We start from the raw sequence: 23,608 nt of genomic DNA, 5'->3' as shown, positions 1-23,608 counted from the left end.
AGGAGGCCGGGCCCCGGGGCCGTACGGGTGGACTTGCCGGGTGGTGACCGTGGGCGCGGGGTCCCGGCCGGTGCGATAAGTCATCTTGGCCTCGCAGGGTCCCCTCACCTCTGGAAGAGGCATCCCGCCACGCGTCGTGCCCCCACCCGCCGACTCGCCACCGCCCTCCTCGCCCTCTCCACCCTGGTCCCGCTCACCCTGACGTCGTCCGCGGCCCAGGCCGCCCCGCCCACGGCCGCGGTCACCGCCGTCGACCCGTCTGCCGACGACTGCCCGCCGCAAGGCCTGGACCCCAAGCTCGTGGCCCGCCTCAACAAGGCGATCGAGGACGTGCGCAAGGAGGCCCGCGTCCCCGGCGTGACCGTCGGTCTGTGGCTGCCCGGCCGTGGCAGCTACATCCGGTCGACGGGGGTGGCCGACAAGGCGACCGGCGCGCCGATGAAGCCCGACCTCAACATGCGGATCGGCAGCGAGACCAAGACCTTCACCGCCACGGCCGTCCTGGAGCTGGTCGACCAGGGGCTGGTCAAACTGGACAAGCCGATCTCCACCTACCTCCACGGCGTGCCCGACGGCGAGCACATCACCGTCCGCCAGATGCTGGAGATGCGCAGCGGCCTGTTCTCGTACAGCGCCGACCCGGACTTCGCCCAGGCGCTGTTCAGCGACCCGACCCGGCAGTTCACCCCGAAGGAACTGCTGGCCTACGCCTTCAGCAACCCGAACGTCTTCCCCCCGGGTACGGAGTTCCAGTACTCCAACACCAACTACATCCTGCTCGGTCTGCTCGTGGAGAAGCTCGGCAGGATGCCGCTCGCCGAGTTCATCCAGAAGCGCGTCACCGGGCCGGCCCACCTGAACCACACGTTCCTCCCGAAGGGCGCCGAGTTCCCGTCGCCGCACGCGCACGGGTACACGAACCAGACGCTGACCGGTGATGTCGAGGACGCGACGAACTGGAACCCGAGCTGGGGGTGGGCGGCCGGCTCGATCATCTCCGACCTGCACGACCTGCACCACTGGGCGAAGGTGGTCGCCACCGGCACGCTGCTCACCCCGGCCACCCAGGCGCAGCGGGAGAAGTTCATCCCGGTACCCGGGTTCGACGGTGCCGCGTACGGCCTGGGCCTCTTCAACACCCATGGCTGGATCGGGCACAACGGCTCGCTGCCGGGCTACGAGAGCGTGACGATGTACCTGCCGAAGCAGGACGCCACCATGGTGATCCTGCTCAACACCGACATCCTGCACGACGGCTTCGAGCCGAGCACGCTCTTCGCGAAGGCGATCACCTCGATCATCACCCCGAAGAACGTCTACGAGCTCCCGGCCGAGGGCTGACCGCGCCGCACTCTCCGCAGTCATGACCGAGCGCGGTACCCGGCCTCCCCGGCCGGGTACCGCGCTCGGCCCGCGAACGTCACCCGGCCGTCACTCGGTCACGGTGTCGCCGTGCCGATGGGCCACCCGCCACTCGCCGTCCTCGCGGCGGTACACCTGGGTGGCACGCAACGTGTAGGTGCGCGGCTGTCCGTCGACGGAGGCGGACGTGTGCTCGAGACCCACCGTGTAGGCCATGTCGCCCAGAACGTCGTACGCCTGCAGCTCGAACACGTACGAAGTGCAGTCGGAGAAGCTCTTCCCGAGGGAGCTGAAGAGCTGGTCGATCTCCTGCTGACCGTTGGCATTGCGCCACGCCCCCAGGACGCTGACGGGCTCGTTGCGTGACCAGAGCGCCCGGCGGGGAGCCGGATCGCCGTTGTGCAGCGCACGTTCCGCCTCGTACAGGTCGGTCTTCACCCACGCCAGGAAATCGTCGCGGTCGCTCATGCCTTCATCATGCACCCGTCGATGAGGGGTGGCACGGTCAGCCATCGGCGCTGCGCACGGCATGGATACGCCGACGGCGCCGACATCACCTGCCCCGGCACCCGCGCTCAGGCCGGTATCCAGTGCGGCCACCACGGAGGGACGTTGTCCGCGGGGCAGAGCCCGGGGTTGGGTACCCCGGCGACCGCTCCGAACCACGCGAAGTCGGCCCAGACGAGCAGCGCGAGCGCCGTGCAGAGCAGCAAGGGCGGCACGGTCAGCCGGACGGCCAGGGGCGCGGAGAGGGTGATGCGCACCGCCAGGGCGAAGGTGCCGAGCGCGGTCGCGACGGCCGCGATCAGGATCGCCGGGGTGTGGACGAACAGCCGCAGGAGGTCGGGACCCGGGCCCGTCCCGGCATGGCACGAGACCGGGGCCAGCAGGACCAGGTAGGCGGCGAGAAAGCCGGCGAGCGCACCGTGGATTCCCGCGAGTGCCCAGGCCGCCATGCGGTGGCGGGAGCCGAAGGGCGTGAACCTGCCGGGTGGTGAAGGTGTCCGCATGGGGCGGGAGACGGTGTGCGGTACCCGACGGTTCCCCGGCCCGCTCAGGCGGGCCCGGGAGCCGCGCGGACGAAGGCGGCACCTGCTGCGTGCAGGCGTTGGTGCAGTTCGGTGAAGACCTGGGAGGCGCGGGCGCCCGGCCAGTCGGGGGGCAGCAGGGCGGTGGGGAGGCCGGGGTCGGCGTAGGGGAGTTGGCGCCAGGAGTCGAGGGCGCGGAGGTAGTCGGGAAAGGCGTCGCGCGGGGGTACGTCGGGACGCCGGGACCAGCGGTCGAGCACCGGCTCGTGGGCGTCGAGGAAGGTGCGGTGGAGCTTCGCGATGGCGTCGAGGTCCCACCAGCGGCGGACGGCGGTGGCGGTCGGTTCGAAGCCGAGGTGCGTGCCGTGGAAGAGGTCCACGTAGGAGTCGAGTTCGAGGCGGCGCAGGGTGTGGCGGGCCTCCTCCTGGACGTGGGCCGGGGCTATCCAGACGCCGGGCGCCGCGCTGCCGAAGCCGAGCCGGGCCAGCCGGGAGCGCAGCAGATGGCGCTTGTGGCGCTCGGTCTCGGGGACGGAGAAGACGGCGAGCACCCAGGAGCCGTCGCCGTCGCTGTTGCCGTCGCCTTCGGCAGAGCCGGGGCCGCCGTAGATGCGGCGGTCGCCGTCGGCGAGGAGCTGGCGGGCGTCGTCGGAGAGCGCGTACGCGGCGGCGCCGCCGACACGGTCCGGGACCAGCAGCTCGCGCCGCTTGAGCCGGGAGACGGCCGAGCGGACCGACTGCGGGTCGACGTCCACCGCGCCCATCAGCCGGATGAGGGCGGCGACCGGTACCCGGCCGTCCAGTTCGGCGCGCCCGTAGGCGCCGAAGAAGGTCACGATCAGCGAACTGGGGGTGTGCTCGGTCACATGATCACTCTAGGTCGCGCAGCCGGAAGCGCTGCAGTTTCCCGGTGGGAGTGCGGGGGAGGGCGTCCAGGAAGACGATGTCGCGCGGGCACTTGTAGGGCACGATCACGCCCTTGGCGAAGTCGCGCAGCGCCCCCACCGTGGCCGTGCCGCGCGGTACGCCGTCGCGCAGGACGACGAAGGCGCGGACGATCTGGCCGCGCTCCTCGTCCGGGACGCCGATGACGGCCGCCTCACTGACGTCGGGGTGCCGCAGCAGCGCCTCCTCGACCTCCGGGCCCGCGATGTTGTAGCCCGCCGAGATGATCATGTCGTCGGCGCGGGCCACATAGCGGAAGTAGCCGTCGGGTTCACGGACATAGGTGTCTCCCGTGAGGTTCCAGCCGCCCTGCACGTACACGGTCTGACGCTCGTCGGCGAGGTAGCGGCAGCCCGTCGGGCCGCGCACCGCGAGCAGCCCCGGCTCGCCGTCGGGGACCGGCTCCCCGGCGGCGTCGACGATCCGCGCCCGGTAGCCGGGCACCGGCAGGCCCGTGGTGCCGGGGCGGATGGCGTCGTCGGCGGCGGAGATGAAGATGTGCAGCAGCTCGGTGGCGCCGATGCCGTTGATGATGCGCAGACCGGTGCGGTCGTGCCACGCCTGCCAGGTGGCCGCGGGCAGATTCTCACCCGCCGAAACGCAGCGCCGCAGCGACGAGACATCGTACGAGGCGGAGCTGCTTGCGTCATTCAGGTGACCGAGCATCGCCCGGTACGCCGTCGGCGCCGTGAACAGCACGCTCACCCGGTGCCGGGCGACGGCCGCCAGCAACTGCTCCGGTCCGGCCTGCTCCAGCAGCACGCTGGACGCCCCGGCCCGCATCGGGAAGATCACCAGCCCGCCGAGGCCGAAGGTGAAGCCGAGCGGCGGGCTGCCCGCGAAGACGTCGTCGGCGCGTGGGCGCAGCACCTGGGCGGAGAACGTGTCGGCGATGGCCAGGACATCGCGGTGGAAGTGCATACAGCCCTTGGGGCGGCCGGTGGTCCCCGAGGTGAAGGCGATGAGCGCGACATCGTCCGACGAGGTGGCGACGTCGGTGAAGTGGTCGGGCTTGTCGGCGGCCCGGCGCAGCAGGTCCTCGGGCGCCTCACCGCCGTACGTGGTGATCCGCAGGTCCGGGATCTCGGCCTTGGCCAGGTCGTCCACCGACCGCAGATCGCACAGCGCGTGCCGGACGGCCGCGATGTCGCAGATCGTCGCGAGCTCCCCTGAACGCTGCGCGGCCAGTACGGTCACGGCCACCGCACCCGCCTTGAGCACCGCGAACCAGCAGGCCACCAGCCACGGGGTGGTCGGGCCGCGCAGCAGGACCCGGTTGCCGGGCCGCACCCCGAGGTCGTCGGCCAGGACGTGCGCGATACGCGCGGCGGTGGCGTTCAGGTCCTCGTAGGACCAGACCTCGCCGCCGGGGGTGCGCACACAGGGGGCGCCGGGGCTGCCGCCGGCCAGCAGCTCGGCCGCGCAGTTGAGCCGGTCGGGGTAGTGCAGCGCGGGCAGCTCGAAGGCGAGTTCCGGCCACTGGTCGCGCGGCGGGAGATGGTCCCGCGCGAAGGTGTCCACGTGGGCGGATGGCAGCAGGTCCATGGCGGTACCGCCTTCGTTGGCACCTGAGAGCGGACGAATTCAGCGTAACGTGTTGCTGACGACAGTCAACGGTACGCGATACCGCTTGGAGGCGCCGGATGCCCGCGTTCGCTCTCGACCCGGAACAGCTGAAGTGGTGCGCCGAGGTCCGTTCCCTCGCGGCGGGCCGGCTGCGGCCGCTGGCCGAGGCGGGCGAACCCGGCCGGGTCAACCGCCCGTTGCTCGCGGAACTGGGCGAACTCGGGCTGCTGGAACGGGTCTTCCCGCCCGGCGGCAAGGTGTCGGCGATGGACCTGTGCCTGCTGCGGGAATCGCTGGCCCGTGAATGCACCGAGGCCGAGACGGCCCTCGCCCTGCAGGGACTGGGCGCGCACCCGGTGCTGCACAACGCCGAGCTGGCCGCCCGCTGGATCCCGGAGGTCACGGCGGGCCGGGCCGTCGCCGCCTTCGCGCTCACCGAACCCGCCGCCGGCTCCGACGCGGCGGCGCTGGAGCTGGCCGCCGAGCCGGACGGCACGGGATGGCGGCTGACCGGCGAGAAGTGCTGGATCTCCAACGCTCCGCAGGCCGACTTCTACACAGTCTTCGCCCGCACCACACCCGGCGCGGGGTCGCGCGGGGTGACGGCGTTCCTCGTCCCCGCCGACCGGCCGGGGCTGTCCGGTGAGCATCTGGACATGCTCTCCCCGCACCCCATCGGGCGGCTCGCCTTCGACGGCGTCCCGGTCGGCCCCGGCGATCTGCTGGGCGAGCCGGGCCGGGGCTTCCGGGTCGCCATGGGCACCCTGAACCTGTTCCGGCCCAGCGTCGGGGCGTTCGCCGTCGGCATGGCGCAGGCCGCGCTCGACGCCGCCACCGAGCACGCGGGCGGACGCACCGCCTTCGGCGGGCCGCTGAAGGATCTGCAGGCGGTGTCCCACGCGCTGGCGGAGACCGCGACCCGCACGGAGGCCGCACGGTTGCTCGTCTACGCCGCGGCGGAGGCGTACGACAGCGGGGCGCCGGATATCGCCAAGCGGTCGGCGATGGCGAAGCTGTACGCGACCGAGACGGCGCAGTTCGCCGTGGACCGCGCGGTCCAGATCCATGGCGCCCGCGCCCTCGAACGCGGCCATCTGCTCGAACACCTCTACCGTGAAGTGCGGGCGCCGCGTATCTACGAAGGTGCCACCGAGGTCCAGCGCACCATCATCGCGAAGGAGCTGTACCGATGAGCCTGCGGCGCATCAACCCGGGCGAGCTGTCGCCGCCCACCGGCTTCAGCCACGCCGTCACCGCGACCGGCCGCACGATGGTCTTCCTGGCCGGCCAGACCGCCCTCGACCAGGCGGGCAAGATCGTCGGCGACACGCTGCCCGCCCAGTTCGAGCTGGCGCTCACCAATCTGCTGGCGGCGCTGGCCGCAGCGGGCGGCGGCCCCGCCGACCTCGCCCGGATCACCGTCCACACCACCGACGTCGCCGCCTACCGGGAGCACGCCGCCGAACTCGGGCGGTTGTGGCGGTCGTTGGCGGGCCGCGACTATCCGGCGATGGCGGTCGTCGGGGTGGTCCGGCTGTGGGACGAGGAAGCGCTGGTGGAACTCGACGGGATCGCCGTCCTGGCGTAGCGCGGGAAGCGTGCGCGGACGTGATCCCGCGGCGTCCCTTGGCACCGCGTAAGCCATGTGACATATTACTGTCGTGCCCACGAGACACTCGCTGGACGTCGTCATCGTCGGGGCCGGGGTGGTCGGCGCGGCCTGCGCCTACTACGCCTCCCGGTCCGGACTGTCCGTCGCCGTGGTCGACCGCGGCTCCGTCGCGGGCGGCACCACGGGCGCCGGTGAAGGCAATCTGCTGGTCTCCGACAAGGAGCCCGGCCCTGAACTCGACCTTGCGCTGCTGTCCACCAGGCTCTGGCGCGAGCTCGCCGACGAACTCCCACCGGAGATCGAGTTCGAGTCCAAGGGCGGCCTCGTCGTAGCGTCCGACGAGGCCCGCCTGGACGCCCTGAGCACGTTCGCGGCCCAGCAGACGGCAGCGGGTGTCACCGCGGCCCGGGTGCCGGCGGACCGGCTGCACGAGTTCGAACCGCATCTGGCGCCCGGCCTCGCCGGCGCCTTCCACTACCCGCAGGACGCCCAGGTCCAGCCCGCCCTGGCCGCCGCCCATCTGCTGCGCGCCGCCCGGCGCGCCGGCGCGCTGCTGTGTCTCGGCGAAGAGGTCACCGCCGTCCTGACCGGCCCTGGCGGCGCGGTCCGCGGGGTGCGCACCGACCGCGGTGAACTGTCGGCACCCGCCGTGGTCAACGCGGCCGGCACCTGGGGCGGCGAACTCGCCGCGTTGGCCGGGGTGGACCTGCCGGTCATGCCCCGGCGCGGCTTCGTCCTCGTCACGGAACCGCTGCCCCGCATCGTCCGGCACAAGGTCTACGCCGCCGACTACTTCGCCGATGTGGCGAGCGGCTCCGCGGCCCTGCAGACGTCACCGGTGGTCGAGGGCACCCCCTCGGGACCGGTGCTCATCGGCGCCAGCCGGGAGCGGGTGGGCTTCGACCGGACGCTGCGGGTCGAGGTGCTGCGCCGGCTCGCGGCCGGGGCCGCCGGGCTCTTCCCGGTGCTGGCCGGGGTCCGGGTGATGCGCGCCTATCACGGCTTCCGGCCCTATCTGCCGGACCATCTGCCCGCGATCGGGCCCGACCCGCGCGCCCCCGGCCTCTTCCACGCCTGTGGCCACGAGGGCGCAGGCATCGGACTCGCGCCCGCGACCGGACTGCTGCTCACCGCCGCGATCCGGGGCCAGCGGCCCGCCCTGGACCTGGCACCGTTCCGCCCCGACCGCTTTTCCCGCCGCGGACCCGATTCCCGGCGGGGAACCGGGCGGACCCGCGGACCCGAGAGGACATGACGATGGCGCGTAACCCCGTCGAGCTGGCCGGGGCCACCCCCGAGCCGTCGTTCGAGATCACGATGGACGGCCGCGTCCTGCCCGCGCTGCCGGGCCAGAGCATCGCCGCCGCCCTGTGGTCGGCCGGCATCCTCGCCTGGCGTACCACCCGGGTGAACGGCCGCCCGCGCGGCGCCTTCTGCGGCATCGGCTCCTGCTTCGACTGCCTCGCCACCGTCAACGGCGCCCCGAACCAGCGGGCCTGCCTGGTCCCGGCCCGTCCGGGCGATCTCGTCACCACGCAGGAGGGCCACGGCCGTGCCGATCTCGCCGTCTGAGCCGCCGGTACCTCCGGAGTACGACCTCGCGATCGTGGGCGCGGGCCCCGCCGGGCTCTCGGCCGCCGTGGCCGCGGCCGATCTCGGGCTGAGCGTCGTCGTGCTCGACGCGGCCGCCGCCCCCGGCGGTCAGTACTACCGCCATCCCGCGCCGGGACTCGGCGCCGCGCGCCCCGAGGCGCTGCACCACGGCTGGGCCGCCTTCGCCGCGCTGGTGCGACGGCTCGGCCGGCACACCGGGACCGGCAAGGTCCGGCACCTGACCCACCACCATGTGTGGACGGTGGAACGCGGCAGTTCGACGGCGTGGACGGTGCATGCCGTGACCGGTCCTGACGGGCCGGAGCAGGGCCGGGCGGCCGTGACGTCACGCGCACTGCTGCTGGCCACCGGCTCCTACGAGCGCCAACTGCCGTTCCCCGGCTGGACGCTGCCCGGGGTGGTCGGTGCGGGTGGCGCCCAGGCGATGCTCAAGTCCGGCCTGGTGCTGCCCGGACGGCGGATCGTCGTCGCGGGCAGCGGCCCGCTGCTGCTGGCGGTCGCCGGCTCGCTGGCCGCCGCGGGCGCGAAGGTGCCCGCCGTCGTCGAGGCGGCCGGGTACACCGCGTACGCCGGAAGCCCCCGGACGCTGGCCGCCAACCCCGGCAAGCTGCTCGAAGGCGCGGTGCACGGCGCCGCCCTGCTGCGCCACGGCCTGCGCCCGCGCACCCGCAGCGCGGTGACCGAGGCTCACGGCACCGACCGGGTGGAGGCCGTCACCGTCTCCCGGCTGGACCGCGACTGGCGTCCCGTGCCGGGCACCGGCCGCCGCATCGCCTGCGACGCGCTCGCGGTGGGCCACGGTCTGGTGCCGCAGCTGGAGCTGGCCACCGGACTCGGCTGCGCCACCCACCGCACCCCCGACGGCACGTACGCGCTCGCTCTCGACGACAGCCAGCGGACCTCGGTGCCCGGCGTCTGGGCGGCCGGCGAGGCCGGAGGAGTGGGCGGCGCCCAACTCGCCCTCGCCGAGGGGGAACTGGCGGCCTTCGCCATCGCGGCCGTGTCGCGTTCCGCGGTACGCCCCGACGCCCGGCGGGCGGTCGCGCTGCGCCGTACCCGAGCCCGGCTGCGGGCCTTCGCGGCGGTCATGGCCGCCGCCCACCGGCCGGGCCCCGGCTGGCCGGACTGGCTGAGCGACGACACCGATGTGTGCCGTTGCGAGGAGGTCTCCGCAGGGGAGGTCCGCGCGGCGGTCACCGATCTCGGCGCCCATGACGCCCGCACCGTCAAGCTGTTCACCCGCGCCGGGATGGGTTGGTGCCAGGGCCGGATGTGCGGCCCGGCGGTCGACTGCCTGGCGCGCGCCGACTCGCACGCAGACGCAGACGCAGATGCGGACGCAGACGCAGATGCGGACGCCGGCCCCGACCGCCGACCGCTGTCGTGTCCCGTTCCGCTGGCCGCCCTGTCCCGACCGGCGGCTCTGTCCGGTCCGGACGGGCCGCCCCGCTCGTGAGCACGGAAGAACCGTAGGACTCTCCTCGGTGAGCCTCTTGTGGTCTCCGTCCACGACACAGTAAAATGTCACATCTCACTAAGGGAGAACCACCGTGACCACGAACACCCCGCCCCGCGACCAGCCCTGGCACGGCATCATGGTCGCCACCGCCCTCCCGTTCCATGCCGACCTGCGCGTGGACCACGACGGTTACGCCGAGCACGTCGCCTGGCTCATCGAGTCCGGCTGCGACGGTGTCGTTCCCAACGGCTCCCTGGGGGAGTACCAGACCCTGACCGACGACGAGCGGGCCCGGGTCGTCCGTACCGCCGTCGAGGCGGCCGGTGACGGGGACCGCGTCATGCCCGGTGTCGCCGCCTACGGCAGCGACGAGGCCCGCCGCTGGGCCGAACAGGCCGGAGAGGCCGGTGCCGGCTCCGTCCTGCTGCTGCCGCCCAACGCCTACCGCGCCGACGAGCGGGCGGTGCGCGCGCACTACGCCGAGGTGGCCAGGGCCGGGCTGCCGGTCGTCGCGTACAACAACCCGTACGACACCAAGGTCGACCTCACTCCGCAGCTGCTCGCCGAGCTCTACAACGAGGGCAGCATCGTCGCGGTCAAGGAGTTCACCGGCGATGTCCGCCGGGCCTACGAGATCGCCGAACTCGCCCCCGGACTGGATCTGTTGGTCGGGGCCGACGACGTCCTGCTCGAACTCGGCATCGCGGGCGCCGTGGGCTGGATCGCGGGCTACCCCAACGCGTTCCCCGAGGCCTGCGCCACCCTGTACCGGGCGGCGCTCTCCGGCGACCTCGACACCGCCGTGCCGCTCTACCGCGCGCTGCACCCGCTGCTGCGCTGGGACTCCAAGCCCGAGTTCGTCCAGGCCATCAAGGTGTCCATGGACCTCGTGGGCCGGCCCGGCGGCCCGGTCCGTCCGCCGCGCTCCCCGCTCCCGGCCGACATCGAGGCCGTGGTCCGCGCCGCGACCGAGAAGGCGATGGCCGAAGGACTCGGCTGACCCACGAGCAGGCCGACGGGCTGGCCGACGGGCTGGCCAACGAGCTGGCCAATGAGCCAGTCAACGAGAACTCCGACGAGAAGGAGGACCCCTTGCGCAGCCGGAACATCTACCACGCCGTCGACTCGCACACCGAAGGCATGCCGACCCGCGTCATCACCGGCGGCGTGGGCGTCATCCCCGGCGCCACGATGGCCGAGCGCCGGCTGTACTTCATGGAGCACCACGACCGGGTGCGCACGCTGCTGATGTACGAGCCGCGCGGGCACTCGTCGATGAGCGGCGCGATCCTGCAGCCGCCGACGCGGCCCGACGCGGACTACGGGGTGCTGTACATCGAGGTCTCCGGCTACCTCCCGATGTGCGGCCACGGCACCATCGGCGTCGCCACCGTCCTCGTCGAGACCGGGATGGTGCCGGTCACCGAACCGGTCACCACCGTCCGGCTGGACACCCCCGCCGGGCTCGTCACCGTCGACGTCCAGGTCGAGGACGGGGAGGCCACCGCCGTCACCCTCCGGAACGTCCCGGCGTTCTCCGCCGGCCTGGACCTCAAGGTCGACGTCCCCGGCCACGGGACGCTCACCTACGACCTCGCCTACGGGGGCAACTTCTACGCGATGCTGCCGCTGGCCGACCTCGGGCTGCCCTTCGACCGGGAGCGCAAGAACGACATCCTCGCCGCCGGGCTCGCCGTCATGGAGGCCATCAACGCGGCGGACCGGCCGGTGCACCCGGAGGACCCGGACATCAACGGGGTCAAGCACGTCCAGCTGATCGCCCCCGGCTCCGACGCGCGGCTGTCCCGGCACGCGATGGCCATCCACCCCGGCTGGTTCGACCGCTCGCCGTGCGGCACCGGCACCTCGGCGCGGATGGCGCAGCTGCACGCGCGTGGTGAACTCCCGCTGCACACCGACTTCGTCAACGAGTCCTTCATCGGAACGTTCTTCACCGGCCGGCTCGTCGAGGAGACCACGGTCGGCGGGCTGCCCGCCGTGGTGCCCACGGTCACCGGCCGCGCCTGGATCACCGGCACCTCCCAGTACTTCCTCGACCCGTCCGACCCCTTCCCCGGCGGGTTCCTGCTGTGATCACCGACGGCGGGTACGGTCGGGAGGAAGGGGCTCACCGGGCCGCGGTGCCGCCCTCCGACGACCTTCCGGGAACGGGACCACCGCTGTGACACTGCCGCACCTCGACGCCACCGCCATCGCCCGGCTCCTCGGGCCCGCCGACGCGGCGGACGCCGTCGAAGCGGTGCTGCGCGGCGGGCTCGACCCGGAGACCGGGCCGCCGCGCACCGGCGTCCCGGTCCCGGCCGGCGAGTTGCTGCTGATGCCCGCCGCCACGAAGGACTTCGCTGGAGTGAAGATCGCCGGGGTGGCGCCGGGCAACCCGGCCCGCGGGCTGCCCCGGATCACCGGCAGCTACCTCCTCCTCGACGGCGCGACCCTCCAGCCGGTCGCGCTGCTCGACGGGCCCGCCCTCACCTCGCTGCGCACCCCGGCGGTGTCCGCCGTCGCGATCCGCCACCTGGCCGTGCCCGACGCCTCGCACCTCGTCCTGTTCGGAGCGGGACCGCAGGCGTACGGGCACCTGGCGGCGGCCCTCGCGGTCCGGCCGCTGACCCGGCTCACCGTGGTCGCCCGCAGGCCCGAGCCCGCGCAGGCGCTGGTGGCCCACGCCCGCCGGCTCGGACTGGACGCCGTGACCGGCGGACCCGACGCGGTGGCCAAGGCCGACCTGGTGATCTGCTGCACCACGGCCCGCACTCCGCTGTTCGACGGCAGCACCGTCGCCGGGCACACGACCGTGGTCGCCGTCGGCTCGCACGAAGCGTCGGCCCGCGAGACCGACACCGCGCTGGTGACCCGGGCCACCGTCGTCGTCGAGGCGCGGTCGGCCGCGCTGCGCGAGGCGGGGGACATCCTGGTCCCGATCGCGGAGGGCGCCTACCGGCCGGAGGATCTCGCGGGCACCCTCGCCGACCTCGTCGCCGGCCGGCTGCGCCCTGAAGCGGGCCGCCCGCGCTTCTTCAAGGGCACGGGTATGGCGTGGCAGGATCTCGCCGTAGCTGCTGAGATCTTCCGGGCCGCGAAAGCAACGTGACATTGTACGCTGGAGCTCCGCGCGATGACGGAGGAACAGCGATGGGTGACCTGAAGCAGCGCAACCTGATCACAGCGCAGGAGCGGCTGCGCGATCAGGTGGGCCACGCCCTGCGTGCCGCGCTCATCGCCGGTGAACTGCGCCCCGGCGTGGTCTACTCGGCGCCCGCCCTCGCCGCGGACTTCGGCATCTCCGCCACCCCGGTGCGTGAGGCGATGCTCGACCTGGCGCGCGAGGGCCTGGTCGAACCGGTGCGCAACAAGGGCTTCCGGGTCACCGAGATGAACGAGCGCGACCTCGACCAGTACACCGAGATCCGCGCCCTCATCGAGGTCCCGACCGTCGGCCGGGTCACCCGCACCGCCACCCCGGAACAGCTGGAGGAACTGCGGCCGGCCGCCGAGGAGATCGTCGCCGCCGCCCGGGCGCACGACCTCATCGGCTATCTGGAGGCCGACCGCCGTTTCCACCTCACCCTCCTCGGCCTGGCCGGGAACGAGCGGCTGGTCGAGGCCGTCGGCGATCTCCGCAAGCGCTCCCGGCTGTACGGGCTGACGCGGCTGGACGAGCGCGGCGAGCTGGTCTCGTCGGCCGAGGAGCACATCGAGCTGCTCGACCTGATGATTTTCGGGGACGCGGAGGCCGCGGAGGAGTGCATGGCCCGGCACCTCGGGCATGTGCGGTCGCTGTGGGCGGTGGGCAAGGAGGAGCCGGCCGCGGCGAAGCCGGAGCCGGTCCTCAAGCGCAAGCTCGGCAAGGCTTAGGCCGGTTGCCCTGCGGGGCGAGGGCGAAAGCCCCGCAGGGCGCCCCCGCTAACCGAGCAGCTCGCCCATCCAGCTCTCGATCCCCGCGACATCGCGCGGCAGTGCCCCCGACATCAGGCGGGCCCCGTCGGACGTGATGACCAGGTCGTCCTCGATCCGGATGCCGATGCCGCGCAGTTCCAGCGGCAGCGTCTCGTCGTCGGGCTGGAGGTACAGGCCCGGTTCGACGGTGAGGACATGGCCCTCCTCCAGTACCGCGTCGAGGTAGGTCTCGGCGCGGGCCTGGGCGCAGTCGTGCACGTCGAGGCCGAGCATGTGGCCGCTGTTGCACAGCGTGTAGCGGCGGTAGAGGCCGCTGTCCTCGGCGAGCGCCTCGTCGGCGGAGATCCGCAGCACGCCCCAGTCGGCGAGCCCTTCGGCGATGACGCGCATGCCCGCGAGGTGGAAGTCCCGGAAGCTGGCGCCGGGTTTGAGGGCCGCGATACCGGCGTCCTGGGCCGCCAGGACCAGTTCGTACAGCTGGCGCTGGACGGGGGAGAAGATGCCGGACAGCGGCAGCGTGCGGGTGACGTCGGCGGTGTAGAGGGTGTCGGCCTCCACGCCCGCGTCGAGCAGCAGCAGTTGCGTGGGGTCCAGCGCGCCGTCGTTGCGTATCCAGTGCAGTACGCAGGCGTGCGCGCCGGACGCGGCGATGGTGTTGTACCCGGTGCCGTTGCCCTCGGCGCGGGCGCGCTGGTTGAACGCCCCCTCGATCCAGCGTTCGCCGCGCGCGTGCCGCAGGGCGCGCGGCAGGGACCGTACGGCGTCCTCGAAGCCGGCGACCGTGTGGTCGACGGCGAGTTGCAGCTGGCCGACCTCCCACGCGTCCTTCACCAGCCGCAACTCCGAGAGCGCACTGGCGAGTTCGGTGTCCGTCGTGGCGTCGCGGCCCGGCGGCAGTGCGCCGAACCCGTCGAGGTGCTCGCACCGGATGCCGGTCATCCGCTCGGCTTCCGCGAGGTCGGGGCGGCGCCCGACCCAGAACTCCCCGTAGCGGCGGTCGCGGTAGAACCCGGCCTCGGTGCGCGGTGAGCGCGGCCGCAGATACAGCACGGCCTCGTGCCCGGAGGGACCGGACGGCTCCAGGACGAGGACGTTGCCGGGCTGGTCCTCGCCGGTCAGGCCGGTGAGCCAGGCGTAGGCACTGTGCGGGCGGAAGCGGTAGTCGTCGTCGTTGGAGCGGGCCTTGAGCTGCCCGGCGGGGACGACGAGCCGCTCGCCGGGGAAGCGGGCGGAGAGCCGGTCGCGGCGGGCAGGGGTGAGGTGCGAGGCGGGAACGCGGGTGCCGTCGGGCAGCGGAGCGGCGGCCCAGCCGGCGCCCATGAAGGCGTCCAGCGCCGGCGAGGTGGGCAGATCATGACTTCCCGTATGCAGTCGGGCGGGGGTTCCGTTCATCGATGAGCTCCTTCGGACACGGGTCGGTAACGGCGACGCACACATCTTGTCAGTGCAATTTCACATTACTATGTTACGGGTCACATCTTAGAGTGCCGTTCTTCTCAGCGGAGTGACTCATATGACCAAGCGCACCCAACTCGCCCTGTCCACCGCCCTCCTGGCGTCCCTCACCCTCGGTCTCGCGGGCTGTTCCGACGATGCGAAGGGCAGTCGGAGCGGCAAGGGGAAGAACCCGGCAGCGGCCAACGAAGGTCAGGTCGTCGGCGGCACCCCGGTGAAGGGCGGCACCCTCACCGTCCTGTCCAACCAGGACTTCTCGCACCTGGACCCGGCCCGCAACTGGACGATGCCGAACATGGACATGGGGATCCGGCTGCTCTACCGGACCCTGACCACCTTCAAGAGCGAGCCCGGCAAGGCCGGCAGCGAGATCGTCCCCGACCTGGCCACTGACCTCGGCACGCCCACCGAGGGCGGCAAGGTGTGGACCTTCACCCTCAAGAAGGGCCTGAAGTACGAGGACGGCACCCCGATCACCGCCAAGGACGTCAAGTACAACGTCGAGCGGTCGTTCTCCCCCGACCTCACCGGCGGACCCGACTACGCCGCCCAGTACCTGGCCGACACCAAGGGCTACCAGGGCCCCCTGACGGGCAAGCACCTCAGCTCCATCGAGACCCCCGACGACCTCACCATCGTCTTCAAGCTCAAGCGCCCGGTCGCCGACTTCGCCTCCACGGCCACGCTGCCCACCTTCTCGCCCGTACCGCAGGCCCAGGAGAAGGGCGCGCAGTACGACGCCCGGCCGTTCTCCTCCGGCCCGTACAAGGTCGAGAGCTACGACCGGGGCAAGAAGCTGGTCCTGGTCCGCAACACGAACTGGGACGCCGCCACCGACACCGTCCGCAAGGCGTACCCGGACCGTTTCGTGTTCGTCCAGGGGCTCAAGGGCGGCCAGGTCGACGACCGCGTCATCGCCTCCGCGGGCGGCGACGCCTCCACGATCGAGTGGTCCAACATGCGGCCGGAGAGCGCGCCGAAGGTGCTGCCCAAGGCCGACGTCAAGGGCCGGCTGATCGCCGAGTCATCCGGCTGCACCGGGATGCTGCAGCTCAACACCAGCAAGGCCCCGTTCAACGACCCCAAGGTCCGTGAGGCCATGCAGTACGCGGTCGACAAGGCGTCGCTGCTCACCGCGTCCGGCGGCCCCGCGCTCAACGACATCGCCACCGCCTATCTGCCGCCGGCCCTCACCGGCGCCAAGCAGGCCGACACCCTGAAGATCGCGCCGGCCGGCGACGTCGCCAAGGCCAAGGACCTGCTGAAGGCGGCCGGCAAGGACGGCGGCTTCGGGGCCACCTTCACCGTCTCCACCGGCGACAAGACCAGGGGCGAGGCGATCCAGCAGGGTCTGTCCCGGGTCGGGGTCGCGGTCACCATCAACACCGTCGACCCGTCCGCCTACTACGAGTCGATCGGCGACATCAAGAGCGCGCCCGACATGGTGATGGCCGGCTGGTGCCCCGACTACCCGTCGGGCTCCACCTTCCTGCCCTTCGTCTTCGACGGCCGCACCATCAGGGACAAGGGCAACCAGGGCAACTACTCGCAGTTCCGCGACGACGCGGTCATGAAGCGGATGGACGAGATCGCCGCGATGTCCGACGCGGCCAAGGCCAACCAGGCCTGGATCGACCTCGACGCGCAGATCATGGCCAAGTCCCCGGCCGTGCCGCTGATGCTGGAGCGCAAGCCGCTGCTGGTCGGCACCAACATCGCGGGCGCCTTCGGCCACCCGGTGTGGTCGGGCCAGCTCGACTACGCGGCCATCGGCCTCAAGGACCCGTCCAAGAGCCAGGGCTGAGGGGCGTACGGCGATGGCCACCCTCACGGTGCCCGACCGGGTACCTCCCCCTGAACCCGCCCCGAAAGCGGCACCCGGAGCCGCGCCCGGGTACGGGCCGTGGCGGCTCGCCTGGCGGCAGTTGAGCCGCCGGCCCGCCGCCCGTTTCGGCCTGGTGGTCGTGGCGCTGCTGGTCGTGATGGCCGCCGGCGCGCCGCTGCTCAGCGCGCTCGGCGGCTGGTCGCCCACCGAGTTCGACCAGACCGCCGTCGATCCCTACCTCGGCGGCCTGCCGCTCGGGGCGCTCGGCGGAATCGGCCCCGACCACTGGCTGGGCGTCGAACCCGTCACCGGCCGCGACCTGTTCGCCCGGGTCGTCAACGGTGCCCAGGTCTCGCTGCTGATCTCGCTCAGCGCCACCGCGGTGGTCGTCCTCGCGGGCACCGCCACCGGGATCGCCGCCGGCTACTTCGGCGGCCGCACCGACGCCGTGCTCAGCCGTCTGATGGATCTGACGATGTCCTTCCCGTCCCTCATCTTCATGATCGCGATGATGTCGGTGGCCCAGGACGTCAACCGGATCTTCCTGATGACCGCCATCATCGGCGTCTTCGGCTGGCCCGGCATCGCCCGCGTCGTCCGCGGCGAGACGCTCTCGGTCAAGCACCGTGAATACGTCGAGGCCGCCCGGGTGGGCGGTTCCGGCGCCTGGCGCATCCTCGGCCGGGAGATCCTGCCCAACGTCTCCGGGCCGATCATCGCGTACACCACCCTGCTCATCCCCGGCATGATCAGCACCGAGGCCGCCCTCAGCTATCTGGGCGTCGGCGTCCGGCCGCCCACGCCCTCCTGGGGCCAGATGATCGCGGACAGCGTCGCGTTCTACGAGACCGACCCGATGTACTTCATCATCCCCAGCCTCTTCCTCTTCCTGGCCGTCCTCGCCTTCACCCTCCTCGGCGACGCGCTGCGCGACATCCTCGATCCCCGGGGAGGCCGCAGGTGATCCTCTACCTCGCCCGCCGGTTCGCCGGAGTCGCCGGCGTGCTCTTCGCGATCTCCGCCATCACCTTCACCATCTTCTACGTCCTGCCCTCCGACCCGGCCGCGGCCGCCTGCGGCAAGAGCTGCAGTCCCGAGCGCCTCGAACTGGTCCGCCACTACATGGGCCTGGACCAGCCGGTCTGGCGGCAGTTCGGCGACTTCCTCACCGGAATCTTCTCCGGCCGCACCCTGGGGGAGGGGCCGCACGCGCTGCACTGCGGATTCCCCTGCTTCGGCTACAGCTACGAGAACTCCGTCCCGGTCTGGGACCTGCTGATGGACCGGCTGCCGGTCTCGGTCTCGCTCGCCGTCGGCGCGTCCGCGCTGTGGCTGCTGCTCGGCCTCGGCGCCGGTGTGACGGCCGCGCTGCGCAAGGACACCCTCGTCGACCGCACCCTGATGGTGGGCGCGGTCGCGGCGGCCTCCATGCCGGTCTACTTCACCTCGGTGATGCTGATCTACGGCGTGATCAGGATCGCCGGCCTGCTGCCGTACCCGACGTACACCGACTTCACCGCCGACCCGCTCGACTGGGCCTCCAACCTGATCCTGCCCTGGCTGGCACTGGCCCTGCTCTACGCCGCCATGTACGCCCGGCAGAGCCGCAGTTCGATGATCGAGGCGATGGCCGAGCCGTACATCCGCACCGCCCGCGCCAAGGGCATGCCGGAGCGCACCGTCATCGTCAAGCACGGGCTGCGCTCCGGGATGACGCCCATCCTCACCCTCTTCGGGATGGACCTCGGCGGCCTGCTGGCCGGCGCCGTCATCACCGAGTCCATCTTCGGACTGCCGGGCGTCGGACGGCTCTTCTACGACGGGCTGGTCCGCTCCGACCAACCCGTGATCCTCGGCGTCACCCTGCTGGCGGCGTTCTTCATCGTCATCGCCAACCTGGTCGTCGACCTCCTCTACGCCCTTGTCGACCCGAGAGTGAGGTACTGATGGCCGCGCCAGGCCCCCTGCTCGAAGTCCGTGACCTCCAGGTCACGTTCCCCACCCCGGCGGGCCCGGTCCGCGCCGTCGACGGCATCGGCTTCACCGTCGAGGCGGGCCGCACGCTGGGCATCGTCGGCGAGTCCGGCTCCGGGAAGTCCGTCACCTCGCTGGCCGTCATGGGCCTGCACCGGGACGCGACCGTCAGCGGATCCATCGCGCTCGACGGCCGGGAGCTCACCGCGCTGCCCGACCGTGAACTGAACCGGCTGCGCGGCCGCCGGATGGCGATGATCTTCCAGGACCCGCTGTCCAGCCTGCACCCCTACTACACGGTCGGCGAGCAGGTGGCCGAGCACTACCGGGTGCACTTCAAGGCCAGCCGCGCGGTCGGCCGGCGGCGGGCCGTCGAGATGCTCGGCGAGGTCGGCATCCCGGAGCCGGCCCGCCGGGCGGCGGACCATCCGCACCAGTTCTCCGGCGGCATGCGGCAGCGCGTCATGATCGCCATGGCGCTGGCCTGCGAACCGGACCTGCTGATCGCGGACGAGCCGACCACCGCGCTCGACGTCACCGTGCAGGCGCAGATCCTCGAACTCATCGCCCGCATCCAGGCCGACCGCGGCCTCGGCGTCGTGATGATCACCCATGACCTGGGCGTCGTCGCCCGCGTCGCCCACGAGGTGCTGGTCATGTACGGCGGCCGGGCCGCGGAACAGGCGCCGGTGGACCAGCTGTTCACCGCGCCCGCGCACGCCTACACCCGCGGGCTGCTCGACTCGCTGCCCCGGCTCGACGACACCGACGACGCGCCGCTGCGCGCCATCCCGGGCAGCCCGCCCTCGCTGCTCGCGCCACCGCCCGGCTGCCCGTACGTGCCGCGCTGCCCGCGGGCGGCGGCCGGGAGCGCGGCGGAACGGGACCGGTGCGCCTCGGAGCGTCCGGCCTTCGGCCTGGCGGCGTCATCGGCCGGCGGGCATCGCGTGGCCTGCCACTACCCGTTGGAAGCGGTTGCCGCCGTTCCGGCCAAAGCTCCAGCTCCGGCCCCAGCTCCAGCTCCAGCTCCGGCCCCGACTCCGGCCCCGGAAGGATCACGATGAGCGCCCTGGAGACGGTCGCCGCCCCCGGCGGCCCGGCGGACGGCGGAGCGCCGCCGCTGCTGTCCGTCCGCGATCTCGTCAAGACGTTCCCCGGCCGCCGCACCCGCGGCGGGCGCGCGGGCGCCCCCGTCCGGGCCGTGGACGGCGTCGGGTTCGACATCAACGCGGGCGAAACGCTGGGCCTGGTGGGGGAGTCGGGCTGCGGGAAGTCCACCACCGGGCGGATGATCGTCCGGCTGCTGGAGCCCACCTCGGGCTCCGTCACCTTCGACGGCCGCGACATCAGCCATCTGTCCGCGCGCGCCCTGCGTCCGGTACGGCGCCATGTGCAGATGGTGTTCCAGGACCCGTTCTCGTCCCTCAACCCCCGGCAGACGGTCGCCCGCATCATCTCCGACCCGATGCTGGCGCAGGGCAGTGGAGCGGCCGACGCCCGCAGACGGGCCGCCGAGCTGATGGAGCTGGTCGGCCTCATCCCCGAGCATCTCGACCGCTACCCCCACGAGTTCTCCGGCGGCCAGGCGCAGCGCATCGGCATCGCCCGGTCGCTCGCCACCCGGCCGCGGCTGATCATCGCCGACGAGCCGGTGTCCGCGCTCGACGTCTCCATCCAGGCCCAGATCGTCAACCTGATGGAGACCCTGCAGCGCGAACTCGGCCTCGCCTACCTCTTCATCGCGCACGACCTGTCGGTCGTCAAGCGGGTCTGCGACCGCGTCGCGGTGATGTACCTCGGCCGGATCGTCGAGATCGGCCACAAGGCCGAGGTCTACGGCGCTCCCGCCCACCCCTATACGCGGGCCCTGCTGTCCGCCGTACCGCTGCCCGACCCGGCGGCGGAGCGGGCCCGTGAACGGATCGTGCTGCTCGGCGATCCCCCCAGCCCGGCGCATCCGCCGGCGGGCTGCACCTTCCACCCGCGCTGCCACAAGGCGCGGGAGATCTGCCGCACCGAAGCACCACTGCTGCAGATCGCCGGCCCGGGACAGCGGCAGGCCGCCTGCCACTTCCCGGAGCCCGCGCCCGCCGGCCGGACGGGGCTGTGAAGACACGCCCCAGGGCCTGGCCGGCCGATCACGAACGGCCCCTACCGATGGTGTCCCACCCACTCCACCCCACTCCGAGGAGTCCTTGGTGTCCCACGCCCGTTCCGCACGTCCCGCGGGAAGCACCCGCACCACCGGCACTGCCCGCACCACCCGCGCCGTGTGTAAGAGCCTGCTCGTCGCCGCCCTGTCGGCGTCCCTGACCCTGCCGATGATGAACGTCGCCCAGGCGGGGCAGGCAGGTCCGGCAGGTCCGCAGGCCGCTCCCGCCGCTCCGGCCGTCCCGGCGACCTTCGCCGGAGCGCCGGGCGCGGGGGCCCGGGCGTCCGACGGCAACCCATTCGACGAGGTCCAGCGGCTCGCCAAGGCCGGCACCGTCGCCCCCCACCAGGCGCCCGCCCCCGGCGGTGGCGCGCACGCCGAGGGCAAGCTGCCCGGCGACCAGTCCGCACCGGCGGGCGGCCCGGCGGTGGCCGCCCGCGCCAAGCCGGCCGCTCCGGCGAAGGCGCTGGGCGGCACCGTGCCCTGCACCCTCGACGCCATCACCAAGCTGAGCCCGAAACGCTTCGCGGACTTCCTCGCCGACAACTACACCGTCTCCGTGGAGAACTGTCTGAGCAAGCTGCTCTGGACCTGGGACCCACGCCTCATACCCGTCATGTCCGACGCTCATGTGCAGGCCGTCTCCCAGCGCATAGCCCTGCTCGCGCCGAAACACCGGGGCACCAACGCCAACAACCTGTACGAGATGTTCACGTATCTGCACGCCGTCGCGTACCACGACTACTCGCACACCGAGATCGACGTCACCGACGCCCCGACGGTCGCCGCCATGCAGAAGGCCATCGCCGCCTTCGGGACCGCTCTGCGCACCTTCGACGCGACGAAGCAGAACGCCCAGACGCTGCGCGAGGCGCTCTACGCCGCCAGCGCGCCCGGCCTGCGCCAGTACCAGCTCCCGCTGATCAAGAAGGTGCTCGCCACCATGGCCCCGGGCGCGGCCACCGCCACCAGCGCCGACTGGGGCGGCGCCGTCCTCGCCGCCCTGTCCGTCAACTACCTGGGCGTCTACCCCGGGAACAACGACACCGCCTTCCGCGCGGCGGCCACCGCGGACGCCGCCTACCGCGGCGCCTTCCGGGTGTTCGGCGGCTACGGCCACCTCAAGGGCACCACCAACGACTGGGTGGCGCGCGACGCGGTCGGCGAGTACGGCCGGTTCGGCCAGATCGACGCCCTCAAGCCGGCGATCGTCAACGACCTCGGCACGCTGCTGGGCACCACCGAGGCGGCCTTCGGCAGGATGAGCCCGCCCTGGGTCAGCGCCGCGTCCTGGCTCAACTACTACGACGACTGCGCGCGGTTCAACGTCTGCAAGGCTCAGATCGAGGCGATGCTCTTCCCCCACACCTACACGTACGACAACGGCGCCATCGAGGTCCACACCGGCCTCGACCAGGCCACCGTCGACCAGCTCTACTACGCCAGCAAGCAGGTCAAGACCCAGTTCCTGCGCGTCCTGGGCACCTCCACTCCGCTGGCCGGGGACACCAACACCACCCTGCACATCCACCTGTACGCGTCGCGCGCCGACTACGAGGTCTTCCAGCCGCTGCTCACCGGCTACGGCACCAAGAACGGCGGCATCTACATCGAGGACGGCGCCACCTTCTACACCTACCAGCGCCGGGTGCCGCAGGACTCCTCGCTCACCCTGGAGGAGCTGTTCCGCCACGAGTACACCCACTACCTCAACGGCCGCTGGGCGGTCCCCGGCACCTTCGGTGACACCCGCTGGTACTCCAACGACCTGACCACCGCCATGGACGAGGGGACCGCCGAGTTCTTCGACGGCGGCACCCGCGACGACGGCATCAAGGTCCGCAAGTCCCTGGTGCAGGGCGTCATCGACGACACCGCGGGCGGCGGCCCGCGGATGAGCGTCGACCAGCTGCTGCACGCCACCTACGACGGCGACGGATTCCGCTTCTACGACTACGCGGGCACGTTCTTCGAGTTCCTGTGGACCGAGCACCCGACGCTGCTGCGCGAGATGTACGGCTACGAGCGGGCCGACGACCCGGCCGGCTTCGACGCCTGGCGCACCAGAACCGGCGCCGACGCCGCGCTCCAGCGGGAGTACGACGCCTTCCTGGACCGGCAGATCGCCCAGGTCGCGACGCTGTACGTGCCCGACACGCAGTACACGGCCAACGGGTCGCTGACGTTCGCCACGGCCGCCGAAGTGCAGGCGGCGTTCGCCGCGGCCACCGCCAACACCCCTGTCTGCAAGGACAACGCGGACTGGGACAACAAGGTCCGCTTCACCTGCACCGGCCGCGTCACGGCCAACCTCTCCGACTCCGGCAACCCCGACCGGGTCTTCAAGGACATGTCGGAGACCGTCGACTACTTCCTCCTCGACCGGGCGGGAGCGGCGGCGAACAACCTGGCCGACATGAACTGCACGTTCGGGTCGGTGGATGTGTGGTCGTCGGGCCTGGCGGGCACGAGCGACTACTCGTGCGAGGGCCCGCTGCGCCGCTGACCGCTGCCGCGGGCGCCCATCGACGCCGCCCCCGGCCCCCGCAGGTGCGGGGGCCGGGGGCCGGTCCCTCCGGGGTGGGGGTCCGAAATCGACTGTTTACGGGCCCGGCGGCTCACAAACAGCTCGGCAGCATTTCGGACCCCTACCCCTGCGGGCCCGTCCCCCTCCGTATCCATCGCCCTCCGTGCCCGG

At 72.3% G+C, this 23,608-nt stretch carries 21 protein-coding genes; 16 read left to right on the top strand and 5 right to left on the bottom strand.

Going from position 1 to position 23,608, the window contains the following annotated elements; translation table 11 throughout:
• Nucleotides 1-27: 27 nt before the first annotated feature.
• Nucleotides 28-1,341 carry a serine hydrolase domain-containing protein gene (locus C6N31_RS35840; RefSeq protein ID WP_438817436.1) on the top strand — a complete coding sequence of 438 codons (1,314 nt, stop codon included), beginning with the start codon at nt 28-30 and terminating at the stop codon, nt 1,339-1,341.
• A 90-nt stretch (nt 1,342-1,431) separates the two neighbouring features.
• On the opposite strand, the gene C6N31_RS35835 is transcribed toward C6N31_RS35840, so the two are convergent.
• The 4 genes from C6N31_RS35835 to C6N31_RS35820 all read right to left on the bottom strand — a co-directional run bounded on the left by C6N31_RS35835 (nt 1,432) and on the right by C6N31_RS35820 (nt 4,880).
• Nucleotides 1,432-1,830: a nuclear transport factor 2 family protein gene (locus C6N31_RS35835; RefSeq protein WP_198359090.1), complete on the bottom strand. Its 399-nt coding sequence runs from the start codon at nt 1,828-1,830 to the stop codon at nt 1,432-1,434.
• A gap of 107 nt (nt 1,831-1,937) precedes the next feature.
• Nucleotides 1,938-2,318, bottom strand: coding sequence for a hypothetical protein (locus C6N31_RS35830; protein ID WP_138356531.1), 381 nt, complete (start codon nt 2,316-2,318; stop codon nt 1,938-1,940).
• 98 nt (nt 2,319-2,416) lie between these two features.
• The gene (locus tag C6N31_RS35825; protein ID WP_138356532.1) at nt 2,417-3,256 is read right to left on the bottom strand and encodes a PaaX family transcriptional regulator; all 840 of its coding nucleotides are present in this window, start codon (nt 3,254-3,256) and stop codon (nt 2,417-2,419) included.
• 4 nt (nt 3,257-3,260) lie between these two features.
• On the bottom strand, nt 3,261-4,880 hold the full coding sequence (locus C6N31_RS35820) for an AMP-binding protein (protein ID WP_198359089.1): 1,620 nt from the start codon (nt 4,878-4,880) through the stop codon (nt 3,261-3,263).
• 98 nt (nt 4,881-4,978) lie between these two features.
• Here C6N31_RS35820 and C6N31_RS35815 point away from each other — a divergent pair, with 98 nt between their 5' ends.
• From C6N31_RS35815 to C6N31_RS35775, 9 genes are all read left to right on the top strand, one after another.
• The gene (locus C6N31_RS35815) at nt 4,979-6,094 is read left to right on the top strand and encodes an acyl-CoA dehydrogenase family protein (RefSeq protein ID WP_164294552.1); all 1,116 of its coding nucleotides are present in this window, start codon (nt 4,979-4,981) and stop codon (nt 6,092-6,094) included.
• Nucleotides 6,091-6,489, top strand: a complete 399-nt coding sequence (locus tag C6N31_RS35810) for a RidA family protein (RefSeq protein ID WP_138356535.1) — start codon at nt 6,091-6,093, stop codon at nt 6,487-6,489. Before C6N31_RS35815 ends, C6N31_RS35810 begins: the two co-directional genes overlap by 4 nt.
• Nucleotides 6,490-6,562: 73 nt before the next feature.
• Nucleotides 6,563-7,768: an NAD(P)/FAD-dependent oxidoreductase gene (locus C6N31_RS35805; RefSeq protein WP_198359088.1), complete on the top strand. Its 1,206-nt coding sequence runs from the start codon at nt 6,563-6,565 to the stop codon at nt 7,766-7,768.
• 2 nt (nt 7,769-7,770) lie between these two features.
• Nucleotides 7,771-8,085, top strand: a complete 315-nt coding sequence (locus C6N31_RS35800; RefSeq protein ID WP_138356537.1) for a (2Fe-2S)-binding protein — start codon at nt 7,771-7,773, stop codon at nt 8,083-8,085.
• Complete coding sequence (locus C6N31_RS35795; protein WP_138356538.1) at nt 8,066-9,583, top strand: NAD(P)/FAD-dependent oxidoreductase; 1,518 nt, start codon at nt 8,066-8,068, stop codon at nt 9,581-9,583. Before C6N31_RS35800 ends, C6N31_RS35795 begins: the two co-directional genes overlap by 20 nt.
• A gap of 139 nt (nt 9,584-9,722) precedes the next feature.
• Nucleotides 9,723-10,586: a dihydrodipicolinate synthase family protein gene (locus C6N31_RS35790; protein WP_138356562.1), complete on the top strand. Its 864-nt coding sequence runs from the start codon at nt 9,723-9,725 to the stop codon at nt 10,584-10,586.
• Between the two features lie 92 nt (nt 10,587-10,678).
• Nucleotides 10,679-11,680, top strand: a complete 1,002-nt coding sequence (locus tag C6N31_RS35785) for a proline racemase family protein (protein WP_198359087.1) — start codon at nt 10,679-10,681, stop codon at nt 11,678-11,680.
• An 88-nt stretch (nt 11,681-11,768) separates the two neighbouring features.
• Entirely contained in the window at nt 11,769-12,698 is a 930-nt protein-coding gene (locus tag C6N31_RS35780; RefSeq protein ID WP_244809474.1) for an ornithine cyclodeaminase family protein, read from the top strand.
• 41 nt (nt 12,699-12,739) lie between these two features.
• Nucleotides 12,740-13,462, top strand: a complete 723-nt coding sequence (locus C6N31_RS35775) for a GntR family transcriptional regulator (protein ID WP_138356540.1) — start codon at nt 12,740-12,742, stop codon at nt 13,460-13,462.
• A gap of 48 nt (nt 13,463-13,510) precedes the next feature.
• Here the strand turns inward: C6N31_RS35775 and C6N31_RS35770 are convergent, their stop codons facing one another.
• Complete coding sequence (locus tag C6N31_RS35770) at nt 13,511-14,896, bottom strand: aminopeptidase P family protein (RefSeq protein ID WP_198359086.1); 1,386 nt, start codon at nt 14,894-14,896, stop codon at nt 13,511-13,513.
• Between the two features lie 121 nt (nt 14,897-15,017).
• On the opposite strand from C6N31_RS35770, the gene C6N31_RS35765 reads away from it, so the two are divergent.
• The 6 genes from C6N31_RS35765 to C6N31_RS35740 all read left to right on the top strand — a co-directional run bounded on the left by C6N31_RS35765 (nt 15,018) and on the right by C6N31_RS35740 (nt 23,416).
• Nucleotides 15,018-16,763 (top strand): ABC transporter substrate-binding protein, encoded by a 1,746-nt coding sequence (locus C6N31_RS35765; protein WP_138356542.1) that lies wholly within the window; start codon nt 15,018-15,020, stop codon nt 16,761-16,763.
• A gap of 13 nt (nt 16,764-16,776) precedes the next feature.
• The gene (locus C6N31_RS35760) at nt 16,777-17,748 is read left to right on the top strand and encodes an ABC transporter permease (RefSeq protein WP_198359085.1); all 972 of its coding nucleotides are present in this window, start codon (nt 16,777-16,779) and stop codon (nt 17,746-17,748) included.
• A complete protein-coding gene (locus C6N31_RS35755; RefSeq protein ID WP_138356544.1) occupies nt 17,745-18,731 on the top strand; it encodes an ABC transporter permease in 987 nt (328 codons plus the stop codon). The genes C6N31_RS35760 and C6N31_RS35755 overlap by 4 nt, the downstream gene beginning before the upstream one ends.
• The gene (locus C6N31_RS35750; protein WP_198359084.1) at nt 18,731-19,822 is read left to right on the top strand and encodes an ABC transporter ATP-binding protein; all 1,092 of its coding nucleotides are present in this window, start codon (nt 18,731-18,733) and stop codon (nt 19,820-19,822) included. Before C6N31_RS35755 ends, C6N31_RS35750 begins: the two co-directional genes overlap by 1 nt.
• On the top strand, nt 19,819-20,868 hold the full coding sequence (locus tag C6N31_RS35745; protein WP_138356546.1) for an ABC transporter ATP-binding protein: 1,050 nt from the start codon (nt 19,819-19,821) through the stop codon (nt 20,866-20,868). Before C6N31_RS35750 ends, C6N31_RS35745 begins: the two co-directional genes overlap by 4 nt.
• 211 nt (nt 20,869-21,079) lie before the next feature.
• Complete coding sequence (locus tag C6N31_RS35740) at nt 21,080-23,416, top strand: collagenase (protein WP_138356564.1); 2,337 nt, start codon at nt 21,080-21,082, stop codon at nt 23,414-23,416.
• Nucleotides 23,417-23,608: the final 192 nt, after the last annotated feature.

Source organism: Streptomyces fildesensis (assembly GCF_016107395.1).
Classification (GTDB): domain Bacteria; phylum Actinomycetota; class Actinomycetes; order Streptomycetales; family Streptomycetaceae; genus Actinacidiphila; species Actinacidiphila fildesensis.
This window is presented reverse-complemented; position numbering and strand designations above follow the sequence as displayed.